Source organism: Rhizobium sp. LEGMi-198b, assembly GCF_054114205.1.
Window position 1 is genome coordinate 70599 of sequence record NZ_JBSYVH010000004.1, and the last position, 19854, is coordinate 90452.

17 protein-coding genes are annotated in these 19854 nt (G+C 59.0%); 12 read left to right on the top strand and 5 right to left on the bottom strand.

The features are described from left to right. Positions 1-86: 86 nt before the first annotated feature. The 8 genes from hemE (at position 87) to ACXHXG_RS16895 (ending at position 8978) form a co-directional block, all read left to right on the top strand. On the top strand, positions 87-1121 hold the full coding sequence (hemE, locus tag ACXHXG_RS16860) for a uroporphyrinogen decarboxylase (protein ID WP_104824927.1): 1035 nt from the start codon (positions 87-89) through the stop codon (positions 1119-1121). A 4-nt stretch (positions 1122-1125) separates the two neighbouring features. Next, positions 1126-1680 carry a protoporphyrinogen oxidase HemJ gene (hemJ, locus tag ACXHXG_RS16865; RefSeq protein WP_104824926.1) on the top strand — a complete coding sequence of 185 codons (555 nt, stop codon included), beginning with the start codon at positions 1126-1128 and terminating at the stop codon, positions 1678-1680. 200 nt (positions 1681-1880) lie between these two features. Next, entirely contained in the window at positions 1881-3146 is a 1266-nt protein-coding gene (gene rho / locus ACXHXG_RS16870) for a transcription termination factor Rho (RefSeq protein WP_004127423.1), read from the top strand. 149 nt (positions 3147-3295) lie between these two features. Further along, complete coding sequence (gene mnmE, locus ACXHXG_RS16875) at positions 3296-4615, top strand: tRNA uridine-5-carboxymethylaminomethyl(34) synthesis GTPase MnmE (protein ID WP_457900054.1); 1320 nt, start codon at positions 3296-3298, stop codon at positions 4613-4615. A 108-nt stretch (positions 4616-4723) separates the two neighbouring features. Further along, on the top strand, positions 4724-6604 hold the full coding sequence (gene mnmG, locus ACXHXG_RS16880; RefSeq protein ID WP_457900055.1) for a tRNA uridine-5-carboxymethylaminomethyl(34) synthesis enzyme MnmG: 1881 nt from the start codon (positions 4724-4726) through the stop codon (positions 6602-6604). A gap of 25 nt (positions 6605-6629) precedes the next feature. Further along, positions 6630-7247 carry a 16S rRNA (guanine(527)-N(7))-methyltransferase RsmG gene (rsmG, locus tag ACXHXG_RS16885; RefSeq protein ID WP_457900056.1) on the top strand — a complete coding sequence of 206 codons (618 nt, stop codon included), beginning with the start codon at positions 6630-6632 and terminating at the stop codon, positions 7245-7247. A gap of 20 nt (positions 7248-7267) precedes the next feature. Continuing rightward, entirely contained in the window at positions 7268-8062 is a 795-nt protein-coding gene (locus ACXHXG_RS16890) for a ParA family protein (protein WP_104824923.1), read from the top strand. Positions 8063-8093: 31 nt separating this feature from the next. Continuing rightward, entirely contained in the window at positions 8094-8978 is an 885-nt protein-coding gene (locus ACXHXG_RS16895) for a ParB/RepB/Spo0J family partition protein (protein WP_457900057.1), read from the top strand. A 15-nt stretch (positions 8979-8993) separates the two neighbouring features. On the opposite strand, the gene holA is transcribed toward ACXHXG_RS16895, so the two are convergent. Genes holA through leuS form a run of 3 tightly spaced genes read right to left on the bottom strand, consistent with a single transcriptional unit; the run spans position 8994 to position 13187 of the window. Further along, entirely contained in the window at positions 8994-10031 is a 1038-nt protein-coding gene (gene holA, locus ACXHXG_RS16900; RefSeq protein ID WP_457900058.1) for a DNA polymerase III subunit delta, read from the bottom strand. A gap of 14 nt (positions 10032-10045) precedes the next feature. Continuing rightward, on the bottom strand, positions 10046-10567 hold the full coding sequence (lptE, locus tag ACXHXG_RS16905; RefSeq protein WP_457900059.1) for an LPS assembly lipoprotein LptE: 522 nt from the start codon (positions 10565-10567) through the stop codon (positions 10046-10048). Continuing rightward, complete coding sequence (gene leuS, locus ACXHXG_RS16910) at positions 10557-13187, bottom strand: leucine--tRNA ligase (protein WP_457900060.1); 2631 nt, start codon at positions 13185-13187, stop codon at positions 10557-10559. The genes lptE and leuS overlap by 11 nt, the downstream gene beginning before the upstream one ends. A 201-nt stretch (positions 13188-13388) precedes the next feature. Between leuS and ACXHXG_RS16915 the strand changes: the two genes are divergently transcribed. After that, complete coding sequence (locus tag ACXHXG_RS16915; protein WP_285170040.1) at positions 13389-14048, top strand: YggS family pyridoxal phosphate-dependent enzyme; 660 nt, start codon at positions 13389-13391, stop codon at positions 14046-14048. A gap of 59 nt (positions 14049-14107) precedes the next feature. On the opposite strand, the gene ACXHXG_RS16920 is transcribed toward ACXHXG_RS16915, so the two are convergent. Further along, positions 14108-14815: a DUF1013 domain-containing protein gene (locus ACXHXG_RS16920; RefSeq protein WP_104824917.1), complete on the bottom strand. Its 708-nt coding sequence runs from the start codon at positions 14813-14815 to the stop codon at positions 14108-14110. Between the two features lie 222 nt (positions 14816-15037). Here ACXHXG_RS16920 and acs point away from each other — a divergent pair, with 222 nt between their 5' ends. Then, entirely contained in the window at positions 15038-16996 is a 1959-nt protein-coding gene (gene acs, locus ACXHXG_RS16925) for an acetate--CoA ligase (protein ID WP_457900061.1), read from the top strand. 130 nt (positions 16997-17126) lie between these two features. Here the strand turns inward: acs and ACXHXG_RS16930 are convergent, their stop codons facing one another. Further along, positions 17127-17345, bottom strand: a complete 219-nt coding sequence (locus ACXHXG_RS16930; RefSeq protein ID WP_457900062.1) for a DUF1674 domain-containing protein — start codon at positions 17343-17345, stop codon at positions 17127-17129. A 108-nt stretch (positions 17346-17453) separates the two neighbouring features. Between ACXHXG_RS16930 and htpX the strand changes: the two genes are divergently transcribed. After that, positions 17454-18440 carry a zinc metalloprotease HtpX gene (gene htpX, locus ACXHXG_RS16935; RefSeq protein WP_285168214.1) on the top strand — a complete coding sequence of 329 codons (987 nt, stop codon included), beginning with the start codon at positions 17454-17456 and terminating at the stop codon, positions 18438-18440. Next, a complete protein-coding gene (locus tag ACXHXG_RS16940) occupies positions 18431-19831 on the top strand; it encodes an RsmB/NOP family class I SAM-dependent RNA methyltransferase (protein WP_457900280.1) in 1401 nt (466 codons plus the stop codon). Before htpX ends, ACXHXG_RS16940 begins: the two co-directional genes overlap by 10 nt. Positions 19832-19854 lie beyond the last annotated feature (23 nt).

Genomic DNA, 19854 nt, shown 5'->3' on the forward strand with positions numbered 1-19854 from the left:
TGGATGGATTTTAATCCTTGATAGTCACCGACTCTAAGAAATAGAAACCTTAGATATATGTTTGGTTTTTAAATGGGATGACGTCTTTGAGCGATGAACGCCGGAAGATCATGAGAGTGCTCAGTGGTGAAACGCTGACCCCTCCCCCTCTCTGGCTGATGCGCCAAGCTGGCCGCTATCTTCCGGAGTATCGGGAGACACGGGCAAAGGCCGGGAGCTTTCTCGAGCTCTGTTATACCCCTGAACATGCGGTCGAAGTGACGTTGCAGCCGATCCGGCGGTATGGCTTTGACGCTGCAATCCTGTTCTCCGATATCTTGGTGATCCCTGATGCGCTGAAACGCAATGTGCGTTTTACCGAGGGGCATGGTCCCGAGATGGATCCGATCGACGAAGCCGGTATTGCGGCGTTGAAGACCGACGGCGTCATTGATCATCTGGCTCCGGTGATGGAGACGGTACGGCGGCTGCGGAGCGAACTGCCCGAGGAGACGACGCTGCTCGGGTTCTGCGGTGCGCCCTGGACGGTCGCGACCTACATGATCGCCGGCCATGGCACACCGGATCAGGCCCCTGCCCGGCTTTTCGCCTACCGGCATCCAAAGGCATTCGAGCATCTGTTGATGCTGCTTGCCGATATTTCCGCTGACTACCTGGTGGCGCAGATCGATGCTGGCGCGGATGCAGTGCAGATCTTCGATTCCTGGGCGGGCGTGCTCGGTGAAACGGAGTTCGAGGCTTTTGCCATCAAGCCGGTTGCCAGAATGATCGCTTCGGTCAAGGCACGGCGGCCGCAGGCGCGGATCATCGCCTTTGCCAAGGGCGCGGGCTATCTGCTGAAAACCTACCGGCAGAAGACAGGAGCCGATGCGATCGGTCTCGACTGGTCGGTGCCGCTAAGCTTTGCGAGGGAGCTGCAACAGGAAGGGCCGGTGCAGGGCAATCTCGATCCGATGCGTGTCGTTGCCGGCGGTAAGGCTCTTAGCGATGGGATTGACGATATTCTGCAGCATCTCGGCCATGGTCCGCTGATCTTCAATCTTGGCCACGGCATCACGCCGCAGGCCGATCCATCCGATGTCGCCGCCTTGGTCGAGCGCGTGCGCGGATGGAAGGGCTGACGAGATGAACGAGCAATCGGGAGAAAAGCAGATAGATCCTCGCGCCGGCGCATACGCCAGCCGGCGCGCCTATTTCATGATCCTGCTGTTCGCGGCATTGGCGATCGGCCTGTTTGCCTGGCATCCGGACAATCTCTATCTCTGGATCAAGGCCTTCCATATCATCGCGGTGATCTCGTGGATGGCCGGGCTTTTCTATATGCCGCGGCTTTTCATCTATCACACCGATGCCGAGCCCGGTTCGCAGCAGTCGGAAACCTTCAAGGTGATGGAGCGCCGGCTCTTGCGAGTGATCATGACGCCGGCAATGATGCTGACCTGGATTTTCGGGCTCTATCTCGCCTGGTCCGTTTACGATTTCCACGGCGGTTGGCTACATGCCAAAATCGGCCTTGTCGTGCTGCTGACCATCGTCCATATGTTCTTCAGCCGCGCCGTTCGCGCCTTTGCGCGCGATGAAAACCGGCATTCGGCTCGCTATTGGCGGTTCATGAACGAGGCGCCGACGGTGCTGATGATCCTGATCGTCATTCTGGTCGTGGTGAAGCCGTTTGCGTGAAATAAGACGCAGAACTTAACGCGAAACTTAAATTTCCTTCATTTTGCCAGCCCCCCTTGCGGGGCCGAAAGTGAATCGCTATTTTCCCGCCATCTCTTCTTCGTGGCATGTATCAGTTCTGTCGCCCGCGAACACCCTCATCGCGGTTCTGAATACGACCAACATTGCCTTTCCCCTTCTAAAACAGAGTAAATCCCTTCATGGCTGAAATGAAGCTTCAAGAACTTAAGAATAAATCCCCGACCGATCTCCTGGCCTTTGCCGAATCGCTCGAGGTCGAAAATGCAAGCACGATGCGCAAACAGGAACTGATGTTTGCCATTCTGAAGGTGCTTGCCAGCCAGGACGTGGAAATTATCGGCGAAGGCGTTGTCGAGGTCCTGCAGGACGGGTTCGGCTTCCTGCGTTCCGCCAATGCCAATTATTTGCCGGGTCCGGACGATATCTATATCTCTCCATCGCAGATCCGCCGCTTCTCGCTGAAGACGGGCGATACGGTTGAGGGGCCGATCCGCGGACCGAAGGAAGGCGAGCGCTATTTCGCGCTGCTCAAGGTCAACACCATCAATTTCGACGATCCGGAAAAGATCCGTCACAAGGTCCATTTCGATAACCTGACGCCACTTTATCCGAACGAACGCTTCCGCATGGAGCTCGACGTTCCGACCTCGAAGGATCTGTCGCCGCGCGTCATCGATCTCGTGGCGCCGCTCGGCAAGGGCCAGCGCGGTCTGATCGTAGCACCGCCGCGCACCGGTAAGACGGTGCTGCTGCAGAACATCGCGCATTCGATCACCGCCAATCATCCGGATTGCTATCTGATCGTTCTTCTGATCGACGAACGTCCGGAAGAAGTGACGGATATGCAGCGTTCCGTGCGCGGCGAAGTTATTTCGTCGACCTTCGATGAACCCGCCGTTCGCCACGTGCAGGTCGCCGAAATGGTCATCGAAAAGGCTAAGCGCCTTGTCGAACATGGTCGCGACGTCGTCATCCTGCTCGATTCGATCACCCGTCTTGGCCGCGCTTACAACACGGTCGTCCCCTCATCCGGTAAGGTTCTGACCGGTGGTGTTGACGCCAACGCCCTGCAGCGTCCGAAGCGCTTCTTCGGTGCCGCCCGTAACATCGAAGAGGGTGGTTCGCTAACGATCATTGCGACGGCGCTGATCGACACCGGCAGCCGCATGGACGAAGTGATCTTCGAAGAATTCAAGGGCACCGGCAACTCGGAAATCGTCCTCGACCGCAAGGTTGCCGATAAGCGTATCTTCCCGGCGATGGATATTCTGAAATCCGGCACCCGTAAGGAAGACTTGCTGGTTCCGCGCCAGGATTTGCAGAAGATCTTCGTTCTCCGCCGTATTCTTGCGCCGATGGGAACTACGGATGCGATCGAATTCCTGATCGACAAGCTGAAGCAGACGAAGAACAATCCGGACTTCTTCGATTCAATGAACACGTAATCCTTAGCCGGATTCATCGTTCATTTGAGCGTCGGGTATCCTATGAATTTGATCGGGCCGCTTTATGCGGCCCGATTTTGTTTGTAAGCATGTGCCCTAGGCTTTGAAAGTCGATCTCGGCCAATTCGATTCGGATGCGGATCAATTCTATGCAGCACTCCAGCGATACGATCTTTGCGCTTTCCAGCGGCGGTCTCCCGGCGGGCGTCGGAGTCGTCCGAATCAGCGGTTTGGAGGCTCTGACGGCAACCAAGGCGCTCGTCGGAGCGTTGCCGAAGCCGCGGAAAGCGGCGCTGAAAACGATTCGGACTCGAAATGGTCTCGTGATTGACCGAGGCTTAGTCCTTATTTTCCCCGCTCCAGCTTCCTTTACCGGGGAGGATTGTGCCGAGATTCACGTTCATGGCGGCAAAGCGGTTGTGGCTGCGCTTCTCAAGGAGCTCGCCGGCATTAAAGGCTGCCGCTTGGCGGAACATGGCGAATTTTCGCGCCGCGCCCTTGAAAATGGCAAGATGGATCTGGTGGAAATCGAAGGCTTGGCCGATCTCATCGCAGCCGAGACGGAAATGCAGCGCCGGTTGGCTGTGGAACACGCGGCGGGCGGTCTTTCAAAGCTTTATGAGGGATGGGCGGATCGTTTGACACGCGCTCGGGCTCTTATCGAGGCGGAGCTCGATTTTGCGGATGAGGATGATGTCCCAGGTTCGGTATCCGATCTGGTCTGGACGGATATGGCAAAGCTGCAGTCCGAATTGTCAGCGCATCTTGCTGGGGCTGATTTGGGCGAAATTGTCCGGGATGGGTTAAAAGTCGTTATTGCCGGCGCGCCGAACGCCGGCAAGTCGAGCTTGATGAACGCACTGGCGCGCCGCGAGGTGGCGATCGTGACGGATATTGCTGGAACCACGCGTGACGTTCTCCATGTCGATCTCAATATCGAGGGATATGCGGTCAGGCTCTATGACACTGCCGGCTTGAGGGACACGGAGGAAGTCATTGAGCGCGAGGGGATCCGGCGGGCGCTGAAAACAGCGTCGGAGGCGGATATTATTCTGTCGTTGGCTGAGATAGGGTCTGCCCCGCAAACCGAATTCGACGGATTTGACGGAAAAGTCTTTCGAATAGGCACTAAATCGGACATACATCCGATTGGTGGTGAAGATTACGATCTTCGCATTTCTTCCACGACTGGCGCAGGCTTGGCCGAACTGCATCAATTGTTGGTTAACGATTTGCTAACGCGGTCTTCAGCACTTTCATCGGCTTTGCCGAGCCGCTTGCGGCATCGGACGCTGTTAGCGGAAAGTCTGGAGGCACTGAACCAGGCCGTGACCTTCAATGCTGCAGGCTTGGATATACGCGCGGAGTTCCTGCGGCAGGCTGCGCACAGTTTAGGCCGCATCACCGGAAGGGTAGATGTCGAGGATTTACTTGATGTTATCTTTTCCGAATTCTGTATCGGCAAATGATTCACGTGAAACACGGCGTTAGGTACGCTGTGGGAAACGTTTCACGTGAAACCTTCTTGACTCCTGAATTTGGTATGCCAAACAGACGGCAATACCGAGGGCTTTACGATGCTCGATAAAATATATGATGTGATTGTTGTGGGTGGTGGACATGCGGGCAGTGAAGCTGCGGCCGCAGCCGCCCGTCTGGGCGCACAGACCGGGCTCGTCACCCATAAACGCGATACGATTGGTGTGATGTCGTGCAATCCCGCGATCGGCGGCCTGGGCAAGGGTCACCTGGTTCGCGAGATCGACGCCCTCGATGGTCTAATGGGCCGCGTCGCGGATGCGGCAGGTATTCAGTTCCGCATGCTGAACCGGAAGAAGGGTCCGGCCGTTCGCGGTCCGCGCACCCAGGCAGACCGGAAGCTCTATCGTCTCGCCATGCAGCGTGAGATCGACGCGATCGAAAACCTGGACGTGATCGAAGGGGATGCCTTTGATCTTGCCATAGAAGGTGACCGTGTTTCCGCGGTGATTCTAAAGGATGGCCGCATCCTTCGATGTGGTGCTGTCGTTCTGACGACCGGGACCTTTCTCCGTGGCTTGATCCATATTGGTGATAGAAAGATCCCGGCCGGCCGAGTTGGCGAGGAACCCTCGATGGGCCTATCCGCCACGCTTCATCGTTATGGTCTGGCGCTCGGCCGTTTGAAGACCGGGACGCCGGCGCGCTTGGATAGCACGACCATTGACTGGGATTCCGTGGGCCGCCAAGGCGCTGATGACGAGCCCGTGCCCTTCTCTTTCATGACGGATGCCATTACGACTCCGCAAATCGAATGCGGGGTGACGCGGACAACGCCGGCAACGCACAAGATCATTGCGGACAACCTCCTGCGGTCGGCGATGTATTCCGGCCAGATCGAGGGTGTGGGTCCGCGTTATTGTCCATCGATCGAAGACAAGATCGTTAAGTTCGGCGAGCGCGACGGTCACCAGATTTTTCTGGAGCCGGAGGGGCTCGACGATACGACCGTCTATCCCAACGGCATATCGACCTCGCTTCCCGAGGACGTACAGGATGCCTTTATCAGAACCATTCCGGGTCTGGAACGAGTCCGAATTCTGCAGTGCGGCTACGCGATCGAATATGATCATGTCGATCCCCGCGAATTGAAGCCATCGCTCGAAGTCATGAAGATTCCCGGTCTGTTTTTGGCTGGGCAAATCAATGGAACCACGGGTTACGAGGAAGCTGGAGCACAGGGCTTGATTGCCGGCCTGAACGCCGCTCGCTTAGCCTCCGGCGGAGAGGCTGTGAAGCTCAGCCGCACGGAATCCTATATTGGAGTAATGATCGACGACCTCACCTCTCGTGGAGTGGCCGAACCCTATCGCATGTTCACCTCTCGCGCAGAATATCGTTTGTCCCTGCGAGCCGATAACGCTGATGTTCGGCTGACACCGCTGGGGATGTCTATTGGTTGCGTCGATGTGAATCGCGGCGAGCGGTTCAAAATCTATATGGAGAAGCTCGAGCAGGCTCGGGCTCAATTGAAGAGTTTGAGTGTCACGCCGACGGAAGCGGCAAAAGCCGGGCTGCATCTGAATAAGGATGGTCAGCGCCGATCGGCATATGATCTTCTATCCTATCCGGGTCAATCCGTTGACTCACTGTCTGGCCTGTGGCCGGAGTTGCGATCGATCGAGGGCCGCGTCGTTGAAGCTGTCGAGATCGAAGCTGCCTATGCAGTCTATATGGATCGCCAGACTTCGGACATCGTGCAGGTGCGACGCGAAGAAGAGCGCGTAATTCCGATGGGCTTCGATTTTTCCGTCTTGTCCGGTCTATCGAACGAGCTGAAGCAGAAGTTGACGGCTGCGCGCCCGAAGAATATTGCACAAGCGTCGCGTGTCGACGGGATGACGCCGGCGGCCATATCGCTTTTGTTGGCCCATCTGCGGAAGCACGTCGAGGCGGAAGAGCAGAAGCTCGTTTCCTGATATTGCAAGGTGTGAGAGTCCTGCCATGGAATTAAACGGTGTGCGTGTTTCACGTGAAACACAGGGACGCTTGCAGCATTTTGCTGAGCTGTTTCAGAAGTGGGCGAAGACCATTAATCTGGTGGCGCCCTCGACGATCAACGATCTCTGGCAAAGACATATTGCCGATAGCGCACAGATCTTTCAACTTCATCCGAAACCAGCCCGATGGGTTGACCTCGGTAGCGGCGGCGGTTTTCCCGGCATCATTACCGCCATTCTACTGGCGGAACAGGCCGATGGACATGTCGATCTGGTGGAGAGCAATCAGAAAAAGGCTGCGTTTCTGCGGGTTTGCCTCAGGGAATGCGAGGCTCGCGGCGCCGTCCACGCCATCCGTATCGAGGAAGCGCCGAAGGTCATTCGTCACTGCGAGGTGATCTCGGCAAGAGCGCTGGCCGCGCTGGATGTGTTGCTGGACTACGCAGCGCCTTGGGCGGAACGCAACGAAAATATCCGTTTGCTGCTGCATAAAGGCCGGGATTACGAGCGTGAAGTCGAGAAAGCCCGTGGTCGGTGGGAATTCGATCTGGTAAAACACAACAGTGTGGTCGAGCGAGATTCTGTTATTTTGGAGTTAAATCGCCCTCGACGTCGAATTTAACCATAATTGGATATGCGGCAATGATCGGCGAGCGAAACCGGATTATTACTATCGCAAATCAAAAGGGTGGCGTCGGCAAGACAACCACTGCGATCAACCTAGCCACGGCCCTAGCCGCTATCGGCGAGCGGGTCTTGATCGTCGACCTCGATCCGCAAGGCAACGCTAGCACTGGCCTGGGCATCGAACGGCGGGATCGAAAACTGTCGTCCTATGATCTCCTGGTCGGGACCCATACGATTCTTGATACGGTTCAGGAAACGGCTGTCCCCAATCTCTACATCATTCCCTCGACGATGGATTTGCTTGGGATTGAGATGGAAATCGCTCAACAGTCCGATCGTGTCTTCCGGCTGCGCCGCGCCCTGAATGGCGCGGCTACCGCTTTTTCCTACATCCTGGTCGATTGCCCGCCCTCGTTCAACCTGCTGACCATGAACGCCATGGCGGCCGCCCATTCGGTTCTGGTGCCGCTGCAGTGCGAATTCTTTGCGCTGGAAGGTCTCAGCCAGTTGCTGGAAACCGTCGATCAGGTGCGCCGCACCGTCAATCCCCTGCTCGATATTCAGGGTATTGTCTTAACCATGTTTGATTCCCGCAACAATCTTGCGCAGCAGGTCGTCAATGATGTGCGCACGCATTTGGGCGAGAAGGTCTACCATACGTTGATACCGCGCAATGTTCGCGTATCTGAAGCGCCCTCTTATGGCAAGCCGGCGATCCTTTACGATCTAAAATGCGCCGGCAGTCAAGCCTATCTGCAACTGGCGTCGGAAGTGATCCAGCGGGAGCGGCAGCGTAAGGCAGCCGCCTGATCTATTGTTTGTTCTGAAGTGAGTAATTGCGATGAATGATGATGTTTCGAAACGGCGTCTCGGCCGCGGCTTGGCCGCTCTCATCGGAGAGATGGATCAGCCGACGCCGGTGGACGCCGGCAAGCCGGGCGTCAATCCGGATCGCATGGTGCCAATCGAATTCATCAGCCGCAACCCAAAGAATCCGCGTCGCTATTTCGACGAAACCGAGCTGCACGATCTTGCCAGCTCAATCCGAAAGCACGGCATCGTTCAGCCCGTGGTCGTGCGTACGGTCTCGGTCGATCGCTATGAAATCATAGCCGGAGAAAGACGCTGGCGCGCGGCGCAACTGGCCGGCCTGATCGAAATTCCCGTTATCGTGCGCGATGTTGATGACAAAACCGCTCTGGAAATCGCCATCGTTGAAAATGTTCAGCGCGCCGATCTCAATCCTTTGGAAGAAGCGCTGGGCTACGAGCAGTTGATAGCCGAACATGGCTATACGCAGAATGACCTTGGCGAGATCATTGGCAAAAGCCGCAGTCATGTCGCCAATTCGCTGCGCCTGCTGAAGCTGCCGGAACCGGTTCGCGACATGCTTGCCGGTGGCAGCCTCTCAGCCGGCCATGCGCGCGCTCTGGTTTCCACTTCCGATCCAGCGGCACTTGCCCGGACGATCGTTTCCAAGGGCATGTCGGTGCGTGATGCCGAGCGGCTGGCGCAGAACGATATCAAGGCTCAGAACGATCCCCGCCCCGTAAGCGCTCGCAAGGACGAGAAGGATTCCGATACGCTGGCGTTGGAAAGAACATTATCCGACACGCTGGGGCTGGACGTCGCGATCAATCATCGTGGCAGCGGCGGTCAGGTGAAGATCTCCTACAAGACCCTGGAGCAGCTCGAAGAGATTTGCCGGCTGCTGGAGCGGCGTTGAGCGGTTTCGCGTCAGTCAGCCCTTGCGGGCCGATTGCAGCGTGGTTGCCAGCAGCGTCTGGGTGGCGATTGTGTCTTCCAGACTGGCGCGTTGCCGCGTTTGAAGAATGGCGGCCTGCAATCTGTTCATTTCCCGCGCGATTGCCGGCGCCGTCCAACTCTTGAGAGCCTGTTCGATGATCGGCTTACGGCGGAAGTGCAGGTGCCGGCCGAGTGTCTGCATGACCTGTGCCGGCGGCACGCGCTTTTCGTCCATTTCCGTTCGCATCATGTCCAGCAATTGAAATTGTCTCAGACAACCCTGAAGCACGAGAAACATCGGTGTTTTGGAAGACGCGATTTTTTGCATGGCATGCAGAAAAGCTTCGGAATCGCCTTTGAGAATGGCATCCACCGCGTCATCTGCCGAAATGGCGCTGGCATCGCCGATGATATCGCTGACGTGATCCTCTTCAATCGTCCCCTGCCCGCGGCAATAAAGCGCCAGTTTACGGACTTCGTTGCGCGAAGCGATGCGATCGCCGCCGAGAAACTCCAACAGGATTTGGCGCGCCGCCGGTGTGATGCGTAGATTTTCGTTGGCCAGCTCCGCATCGATGAGGCTGTTCAGCGCGCGAATGTCGTCGGTATAGCACGGAATAGTTGCGATAGCTTTGGAAGTCTCTGCCACCTTGCGAAGGCCGGAGCCCTTTTTCAGATCACCGCCCTCGACGATGACAAAGCTAGCATCCGGCGGATTATCGGCAATGATCTGCAGCGAATCGACGAGAGCCTTTTCGTTGGCGGCGCCGCGGATCCACACCAGCTTTTCACCGCCGAAAAGGCCAATAGCATTGACCTCGTCGAGCAGGCGGCCGGCATCGTTCTGGAGATCGCTCACATCGAGCTTGATCAGGGAAAAAGGGTCGTTCAGATCAACGTCGGTCTTGCCGGCGATCTGCCCTGCCCGCTCGGAGACAAGGCCGCGGTCAGGGCCATAGATGACAAAGAGACGGTAGCTGCGCGCGGCGTTTTGGAGAAATCCGTCAAACTCGTGGGATTTGATCTCCGCCATGCCGCGCGCTCATATTAGCGGCTAAGCGCGGCAGCGATGTCGGCGCCTACCAGCTCGGCAACTTCGCGGGCTGCGCGGTCTTCAGAATCGCGGATGGCGCGTGCCTTGGCGAATTCCTGAGTTGGGAAGTCCACCAGCGACGTGACTGAGCGGCTGCCGGATTTCAGAACCTTGCCATCGCTGGCATTCTTGAGGGTGAACGATGCCGTCACCGTCGTGCGGCCTGCGCCCGAGGTATCGGAGGAGGGCAGGTAGATAACGCCGCCCGTGCCGGAGCTGACGCTTAGATCGACCGTATATTTCGGGGTCTTCGTTTCGCCGGCGCCGCGGCCGGCGATGAAGATCAATTGATTGCGAACCTGCTGACCGACGCGCGAACCGGCGTCGGAAAAGACAACGTCGGCGAGCTTCTGCGTCACGCCGGTGCTCTCCGCGTAAAGCGGCTTGACCTGGCAGGAGGACAAAAGACTTGCAACGGCAACCAGAGACGCAACGCCTGCAGCGCGAGCGAGCTTGAAAAGACTATCAGACGACAATGTTCACGATCCTCTGTGGAACGACGATGATCTTCTTTGGCGCCTGACCATTCAATGCGCTTCCGACGGCATCCAGGGCGAGTACAGCCTCTTGCACGGCATTCTGATCTGCATCGCGCGCAATTGTCAATTCGGCGCGCTTCTTGCCGTTGATCTGTACCGGATACACGATCTCATTCTCGACGACGAGCACTTCGTCGTAGCGCGGCCAAGCGCTCACGGCGACCAGATGCGCATTGCCGAGCGCTGTCGAGCATTCCTCGGCCAGATGCGGCGTGATCGGTGCGACCAATGCGATGAGAATCTCGACCGCTTCACGAACGGCGGAACGATAGCTGGCATCCGTGTCGCCAGCGGCGACCTTGGCCAGCGGAGAAGCCAATGTGTTGACGAATTCATAGATGCGCGCGACGGCCTTGTTGAAGGCGAGCTTATCATAATCGCCCTGAACCGCTTTCAGCGTGCGATGGGCGACTTGTGAGATCGCCAGCGCGTCACCTTCCTTGGCCGAAGCCGAATCAACGGTTTTCAGCGCATCCGCCGCTTCCGACACCAAGCGCCACATGCGCTGCGTGAAACGATGTGCGCCCTCGACACCCGCTTCCGACCAGATAACGTCACGGTCGGGCGGCGAATCAGACAGCACGAAGAAACGGGCCGTATCGGCGCCGTAGGAGGCGATGATATCGTCGGGGTCGACGACGTTCTTCTTCGATTTCGACATTTTCTCGATTGCGCCGATGGTTATCTCTTCGCCGCTCGATAGCAATGTCGCCCGCCTCTGGCCGTCGGTTTCCTCGATGCGGATGTCTGCCGGCGACACCCATTCGCGCGTCAGGCCATTGCCACGGCTATAGGTCTCGTGCACGACCATACCCTGGGTGAACAGGCCCTTGAAGGGTTCCTTGGCCGCGACATGGCCGGTTTCGCGCATGGCGCGGGTGAAGAAGCGGGAATAGAGCAGATGCAGGATCGCATGCTCGATGCCGCCAATATATTGATCGACGGGCAGCCAGCGATCAGCGGCCGCTTTGTCGGTGGGCTCATTTTCCCAGGGTGCCGTGAAGCGAGTGTAGTACCAGCTAGAATCGACGAAGGTATCCATGGTGTCGGTTTCCCGGCGGGCATCCTTGCCGCACTGCGGGCAGGCGACATGCCGCCATGTCGGATGGCGGTCGAGCGGATTGCCCGGCTGGTCGAAGGTGACGTCGTCCGGCAGCTTCACCGGCAGATCCTGCTTCGGCACTGGCAGGACGCCGCAATCCTCGCAATGGATGACCGGGATCGGGCAGCCCCAATAGCGCTGGCGCGAGATGCCCCAGTCTCGCAGGCGGAAATTCACCTTGCGCTCGGCCTGCGGCGCATTGCCGAGGCTTGTCGCTGACAATTTCGTCGCCACCGTCTCAAAGGCTTCTTCAATGCTCATGCCGTCGAGGAAGCGCGAATTGATCATGACGCCGTCGCCGTCATAGGCGACGTCGCCGATGCTGAAGCTTGCGGCGTCACCATCCCTCGGCATGACGACGGGCACGACCGGCAGGCCGTATTTACGGGCGAAATCCAGGTCGCGCTGGTCCCCGGAGGGGCAGCCGAAGATCGCACCCGTGCCATAATCCATCAGCACGAAATTGGCGATATAGACCGGCAGCTCCCAGGACGGGTCGAGCGGATGGCGGACGCGGATACCCGTGTCCATGCCCTTTTTCTCGGCGGTTTCCAATGCGGCAAGCGAGGTGCCGGCGCGGCGGCATTCTTCGCAGAAGGCATCGATAGCCGGATTCACCGCTGCCGCTTCCTTCGCCAGCGGGTGGTCGGCCGAAATCGCCAGGAATGAGGCGCCGAACAGCGTGTCCGGACGAGTCGTATAGACGGTGATTTCACGGTCGGCGTTCGGCGAGGTCTCCGGCACGATCTCCCAACGAATCGTCAGGCCTTCGGAACGGCCGATCCAGTTCTTCTGCATCAGCCGCACTTTTTCCGGCCAATGGTCGAGCGTATCCAGCGCGTCCAGCAGGTCCTGGCTGAATTCGGTGATCTTGAAGAACCATTGCGTCAGCTCGCGCTGTTCGACCAGCGCGCCGGAGCGCCAGCCGCGGCCGTCGATGACCTGCTCGTTGGCGAGCACGGTGTTATCGACCGGGTCCCAATTGACCTTGGACTTCTTGCGGTAAACCAGGCCTTTCTCCATCATGTCGATGAAGAGCATCTGCTGGCGATGGTAATAGTCGACGTCGCAGGTGGCGAATTCGCGGCTCCAGTCCAGCGACAGGCCCATGGCCTTCAACTGCGCCTTCATCGAGGCGATGTTCTGGTAAGTCCATTCCTTCGGATGCACTTTGTTGTCGCGGGCGGCGTTTTCCGCCGGCATACCGAAGGCGTCCCAGCCCATCGGATGCAGGACATTGTAGCCGCGGGCACGCTTGTAGCGGGCGACGACGTCGCCCATGGCGTAGTTGCGCACATGGCCCATATGGATGCGGCCCGACGGATAGGGGAACATCTCGAGGACGTAATATTTCTCGCGCGGATCGGCGTTGTCGGTGAGGAAGACCTTTTCCTCGTTCCATTTCTGCTGCCAGCGAGGCTCGGCATCGCGCGGATTATAACGTTCGGTAGCCATCTGATCTTGTATTCCAGAAAATCATGGGGAGTTGGCCGTGACCTTCATCACGAAACCAACCAAGCGTCAAGTTTAGCGGGTGCGGCAAGTGCCTTATCTTGCAAAGCAAAGCCGGATTCTGCGGCATCGGCCCTTGGCAAAGGCCGCCTGCCTCATTACTGCAAAGTCTCAAGGAACAGGCGTCAATATCGAGGCGAAAAGATGGAACTTCAAGAGCGGTTGAACGCGGTTCGTGCCCATATCGCTGCAGCGGAGCATCAAGCCGGTCGACCGGCGGGTGCCGTGCAGCTCGTCGCCGTTTCCAAGACCTTCGATGCCGAAGCGATTCGCCCTGCCATTTCGGCCGGCCAGCGGGTGTTCGGGGAAAACCGTGTGCAGGAAAGCCAAGGCAAGTGGCCGCTGCTCAAGGCGGAAACGCCCGAGATCGAGCTGCATCTGATCGGGCCGCTGCAATCGAACAAGGCGGCGGATGCCGTGGCCTTGTTCGACGTCATCGAAACGGTGGATCGCGAAAAGATCGCCCGCGCCCTCGCCGATGAAATGAAACGGCAGGGCAAGGTGCTGAGGCTTTATGTGCAGGTCAATACCGGGCTGGAGCCGCAAAAGGCCGGGATTGCTCCGGACGATACGACCGCCTTCGTCGATTTCTGCCGGAAGGAGCTTGGACTTTCGATCGAGGGACTGATGTGCATACCGCCAGCGGATGAGAATCCTGGGCCGCATTTCGCGTTGCTCGCCAAGCTAGCCAAGAAGAGCGGGGTCGAGAAACTCTCCATGGGCATGTCGAGCGACTATGAGATTGCCGTGGCTTTCGGCGCTACGAGCGTTCGCGTTGGGTCGGCGATTTTCGGAGCTCGGTGAGGCCCAAAAGAAAGCCCCGGCTTTCACCGGGGCCTCGAACTACGGGACTGAGTCGCGTCTCAATACCGGTCGTCGTCGTCATCGTCCGGCGTGGTGGACTTCAGCGACTTCAGCTTGGCGAAGACGGCGTCGGCGTCGATTTCCTTTTCCTTCTCTTCATCGCGATCATAGCTGAAGCCGAGCTTCTCGGTTTCCTGCGCCGGCTGCAGCGTCGCGCCGAGTTCGGCGGCTGTCGGCAGCGGACGGCCCTTGGCGGCCTTTTCGACTTCCATGTCGAGGTCGATCTGGCTGCAGAGGCCGAGCGTTACCGGATCCATCGGCGTCAAGTTCGTCGAGTTCCAGTGCGTGCGGTCACGGATCTGCTCGATGGTCGACTTGGTGGTGCCGACGAGGCGGGAAATCTGTGCGTCCTTCAGTTCCGGATGGTTGCGCACCAGCCAGAGAATGGCGTTCGGACGATCCTGGCGCTTGGAAACCGGCGTGTAGCGCGGGCCACGACGCTTGGATTCCGGCACGCGAACCTTCGGTTCGGAAATTTTCAGCTTGTGGTTCGGATTGGCTTCGGCGCGGGCAATTTCGTCGCGCGAGAGCTGGCCGGTGGCGATTGGGTCGAGGCCCTTGATGCCCTGTGCCGCTTCGCCATCGGCGATAGCCTTGACTTCGAGCGGATGCAGCTTGCAGAACTGTGCAATCTGGTCGAACGACAAGGCCGTATTGTCGACAAGCCAGATGGCTGTTGCCTTCGGCATGAGCAATTGTTGAGCCATGGATATAGTCCTTCTGTCAGTCCGCGCCGGTGTCGCGGTCCGGGGTGTAACACCACATTGTCCGGGAAATATGGCCCTATATAACCGCAGCGTTGCAGAATTGCAATTCTTTGCCGATGAAATGCGCTTTGTCTAATTGCTGTCGTAACTTGAGCTGCTATTGATGGCACGGAATGAGCACCCATAGTCTCGATAGAGGGTGCCAAGGTTGAGGAGGAAATCATGTCGGAAAAGATTCATCCGGTGACGAAGCCGGTTCAAGCGCGCGCTTTGATCGACGCGGCGAAATATCAGAGATGGTACAAGCAAAGCGTCGAGGATCCCGACAGGTTCTGGGGCAAGCACGGCGAACGCATCGACTGGTTCAAGCCCTACACCAAGGTCAAGAACACGTCTTTTACGGGCAAGGTCTCGATCAAATGGTTCGAAGACGGACTGACCAACGTCTCTTACAATTGCATCGACCGCCACCTGAAGAAGCACGGCGATGACGTCGCCTTCATCTGGGAGGGCGACAATCCCTATATCGACAAGAAGATCACCTATAACGAGCTCTACGAGCATGTCTGCCGGCTGGCGAATGTCCTGAAGAAGCAGGGCGTCAAGAAGGGCGATCGCGTCACCATCTACATGCCGATGATCCCCGAGGCCGCCTATGCGATGCTCGCCTGCGCCCGCATCGGCGCGGTGCACTCCGTCGTCTTCGGCGGTTTCTCGCCGGAGGCGCTGGCCGGCCGTATCATCGATTGCCAGTCGACCTTCGTCATTACCTGCGACGAGGGTCTGCGCGGCGGCAAGCCGGTGCCGCTCAAGGACAATACCGATACGGCGATCCACATTGCCGGCCGGCACTATGTCACCGTGGAAAAGGTGCTGGTCGTGCGCCGCACCGGCGGCAAGACCGGTTGGGCGCCGGGTCGCGATCTCTGGTATCACGAAGAGGTCGCCAAGGTGAAACCGGACTGCCCGCCGGCGAAGATGAAGGCGGAAGACCCGCTGTTCATCCTCTATACGTCGGGCTCGACCGGCAAGCCGAAGGGCGTGCTGCACACGACGGGCGGCTATCTTGTCTATGCGGCGATGACGCATGAATATGTCTTCGATTATCATCCCGGCGACATCTACTGGTGCACGGCCGATGTCGGCTGGGTGACCGGTCATTCCTATATCGTCTACGGACCGCTGGCGAACGGCGCGACGTCGCTGATGTTCGAAGGCGTGCCGAATTTCCCGGATCAGGGCCGCTTCTGGGAGGTCATCGACAAGCACAAGGTCAATATCTTCTATACGGCGCCGACGGCGATCCGCTCGCTGATGGGTGCCGGCGATCAGTTCGTCAAGCGCTCCTCGCGCTCTAGCCTGCGCCTGCTCGGCACGGTCGGCGAGCCGATCAATCCGGAAGTCTGGGAGTGGTATTACAACGTCGTCGGCGACGGCCGCTGCCCGATCGTCGATACCTGGTGGCAGACGGAGACCGGCGGCCACATGATCACGCCATTGCCGGGTGCGACCGACCTGAAGCCGGGTTCGGCGACGACGCCGTTCTTCGGCGTCCAGCCGCAATTGGTGGACAATGAGGGCAACCTGCTGGAAGGGGCGGCCGACGGCAATCTCGTCATCGCCGATAGCTGGCCCGGCCAGATGCGCACGGTCTACGGCGATCACGAACGCTTCATCCAGACCTATTTCTCCACCTACAAGGGCAAATATTTCACCGGCGACGGCTGCCGGCGCGACGAGGACGGCTATTATTGGATCACCGGCCGCGTCGACGATGTGCTCAACGTCTCCGGTCACCGCCTCGGCACGGCCGAGGTCGAATCGGCCCTCGTCTCGCACCAGCATGTCTCGGAGGCCGCCGTTGTCGGCTATCCGCATGCGATCAAGGGTCAGGGCATCTATTGCTACGTGACGCTGATGGCGGGTCAGGAGGGTTCGGATGCGTTGCGGCAGGAGCTCGTCAAACATGTTCGTGCCCAAATCGGCCCGATCGCCTCGCCCGACAAGATCCAGTTCGCCCCGGGCCTGCCGAAAACCCGCTCCGGCAAGATCATGCGCCGCATCCTGCGCAAGATCGCCGAGGACGATTTCGGCGCACTCGGCGATACCTCAACGCTGGCCGATCCCGCTGTTGTCGATGATCTGATCGCCAACCGGCAGAACAGGGCGGATGCGGCTTGATTGAGGTTTGTCTCGCTCCTCGCGGGTGAGATAGCGATTTTAGATTAGGCGAGGACTTATTCCTCGCCTAATTCCTGCTTTCGCAACGGAAGTGCGGACAGCTCCTGGCCAACGGCTTTCGAAAGCGCTCTCAAAAATCGATCGCCCGCCCATTGATCTCCCAATCGCCGAAGCGCGAGGGCTCGGCGCCGCCGCGGCCGCCGGTTTCGGGGGGGAGATCGGGTTGCGTCTGGGCCTTGCGGCGTTCCTCGGCTTCCGCGAGCGCCCGTTTGGCGGCTGGCGAGAGCGGTTTGCGTGGCGCCGTGCCGGCGTCGATGTCATTTTTATTATCGTTATCTGCAATCTGCATGGCGTGATGCGGCCTGGAACCGTTGAAATAGGCGGGTGAATAGCCAAATCATAGAGCGTCCGGCCGCAAAGAGAAAGGTTCGGACTGACGATGTGATGGAGACATCAGATGAACCTCATGCGCACTGCCATGTTGCTTGCCTTCATGACCGCCCTTTTCATGGGCGTCGGCTATTTGATCGGTGGTCAAGCCGGCATGATGATCGCGCTTGTCGTCGCTGCGGGCATGAATTTCTTTTCCTATTGGAATTCCGATCGCATGGTGCTCTCCACCTATCACGCACAGGAAGTGGACGAGCGCAGCGCGCCGGAATTCTATCGCATCATCCGCGACCTTGCCCGGAATGCAGGCCTGCCGATGCCGAAGGTCTATCTCTATGACAGCCCGCAACCGAACGCCTTTGCCACCGGCCGCAATCCCGAAAATGCCGCTGTCGCGGCATCGACGGGCCTGCTCAATGCGCTGACACCGGAGGAAGTGGCCGGTGTGATGGCGCATGAGCTGGCGCATGTGCAAAACCGCGACACGCTGACGATGACGATCACGGCGACGCTCGCCGGCGCCATTTCCATGCTCGGCAATTTCGCCTTCTTCTTTGGCGGGCGCCGCGACAATAACAATCCCCTCGGTGTCGTCGGCGTGCTGGTGGCGATGATCGTCGCCCCTCTCGCCGCCATGCTGGTGCAGATGGCGATCAGCCGTACGCGTGAATATTCGGCGGACCGTCGCGGCGCTGAAATCTGCGGCAATCCTCTCTGGCTCGCCTCGGCGCTCGGCAAGATCGCCCGCGGGGCGGAGCATATCCCCAATGAAGAGGCCGAGGGTCATCCGGCGACGGCGCATATGTTCATCATCAATCCGCTTTCGGGCGCGCGCATGGACAATCTGTTCTCCACGCACCCGGATACGGAAAACCGGATCGCCGCGCTTCACGAGATGGCGCGCTACGGCGGTGGTGGCGGCCCTGCTGCCGACATGCAGGCCGGCTTTGGCTCGACGGGACCGATCTTGACTGATAATCCGGTGCGCAAATCGCGCTCCGTACCGAATACGGGTCGCGGTGGTTCGCAACCGCCGAAGGGACCCTGGTCTTGAATTCCAACAATAAGAAGCCTTTCAACAAAGACGGAAGGCAATCGGGCAATCGTCCGCCGCGTGATTCGGCTCCCGCCAAGCCAGGATTTGCGGCGCGCGCCGCTGCGACGAAGATTCTGGCGGCGGTCATCGATCGCAAGACGCCGCTCGACGGCATGCTGGATGCCGAAGGCGGCAATCCTGCCTATAGAGCGCTTGGCGAGAGCGACCGGGCGCTGGTGCGCGCCATTCTGAATTCGGCGCTTAGGCATTTGCCGCGCATCGAGGCGGCGATCGCTTCCCTGCTGGACTCACCACTGCCGGAGGGCGCCCGCGCCCTGCATCATGTCCTGGTGGTGGGTGCGGCACAGATGCTCTATCTCGACGTGCCGGATCATTCCGCCGTCGATATTGCCGTCGAGCAGGCCAACCAGGACCCGCGCAACCGCCGCTTCGCCAAGCTGGTCAACGCGATTCTCAGGCGGATAGGGCGGGAGAAGCAAGAGATTCTGAGCCGGGTTGCCAATGTGCCAGCCATGCCGGCCTGGTTCCTGGCGCGTCTCGAGGCTGCCTATGGCACGGAGGCTGCGGCAAGGATTTCCGATACGCAACTGGAGCCGGCGGCGATTGACGTTACGGTGAAATCCGATGCCGAGGGCTGGGCGAAACGCTTGAATGGCGTCGTCTTGCCGACCGGCGGCGTGCGGCTTGCCGCTTTCGAAGGCTCCATTCCTTCGCTCGATGGGTTTTCGGACGGCGAATGGTGGGTCCAGGATGCCGCCGCCAGCATTCCGGCAAAATTGTTCGGTTCGCTTTCTGGCCGTAAGGTGGTGGATCTCTGCGCCGCGCCGGGCGGCAAAACCGCGCAGCTCATTCTCGCCGGCGGCAAGGTGACCGCGCTCGACCAATCCGCCAATCGCCTCAAGCGGCTCTCCGCCAATCTGGCAAGACTTGGGATGGAGGCGGAAACCATCGCCGCCGACATGGCAAAGTTCCAACCCGACGATCTTTTCGACGCGGCCCTTCTCGATGCTCCCTGCTCGTCAACGGGCACGACGCGTCGCCATCCCGATGTGCTGTGGACCAAGGGTCCGGAGGACATCGCCAAGCTTGCCGGCCTGCAGGAACGCCTGCTTCGCCATGCGTTGACCCTGGTCAAGCCTGGCGGGCTCGTGGTCTTCTCCAACTGTTCACTCGATCCGGAAGAGGGCGAGGATCTCGTCGCGCGGGTTCTGGCCGAGACGGAGACGGTCGAGCGCGTGCCGATCAAGCCTGAGGATTGGCCGGGTCTCGAGGCCGCGATCTCGCCTCTCGGTGCTTTCCGCACCACGCCCGGCATGCTGCCGCTTTCCGGCGGTTTCGCATCCGGACTGGATGGGTTCTTCGCAGTGGTGCTGCGCCGCACGCGATAGTAGCGGCTCCGAGGGGTTACGCT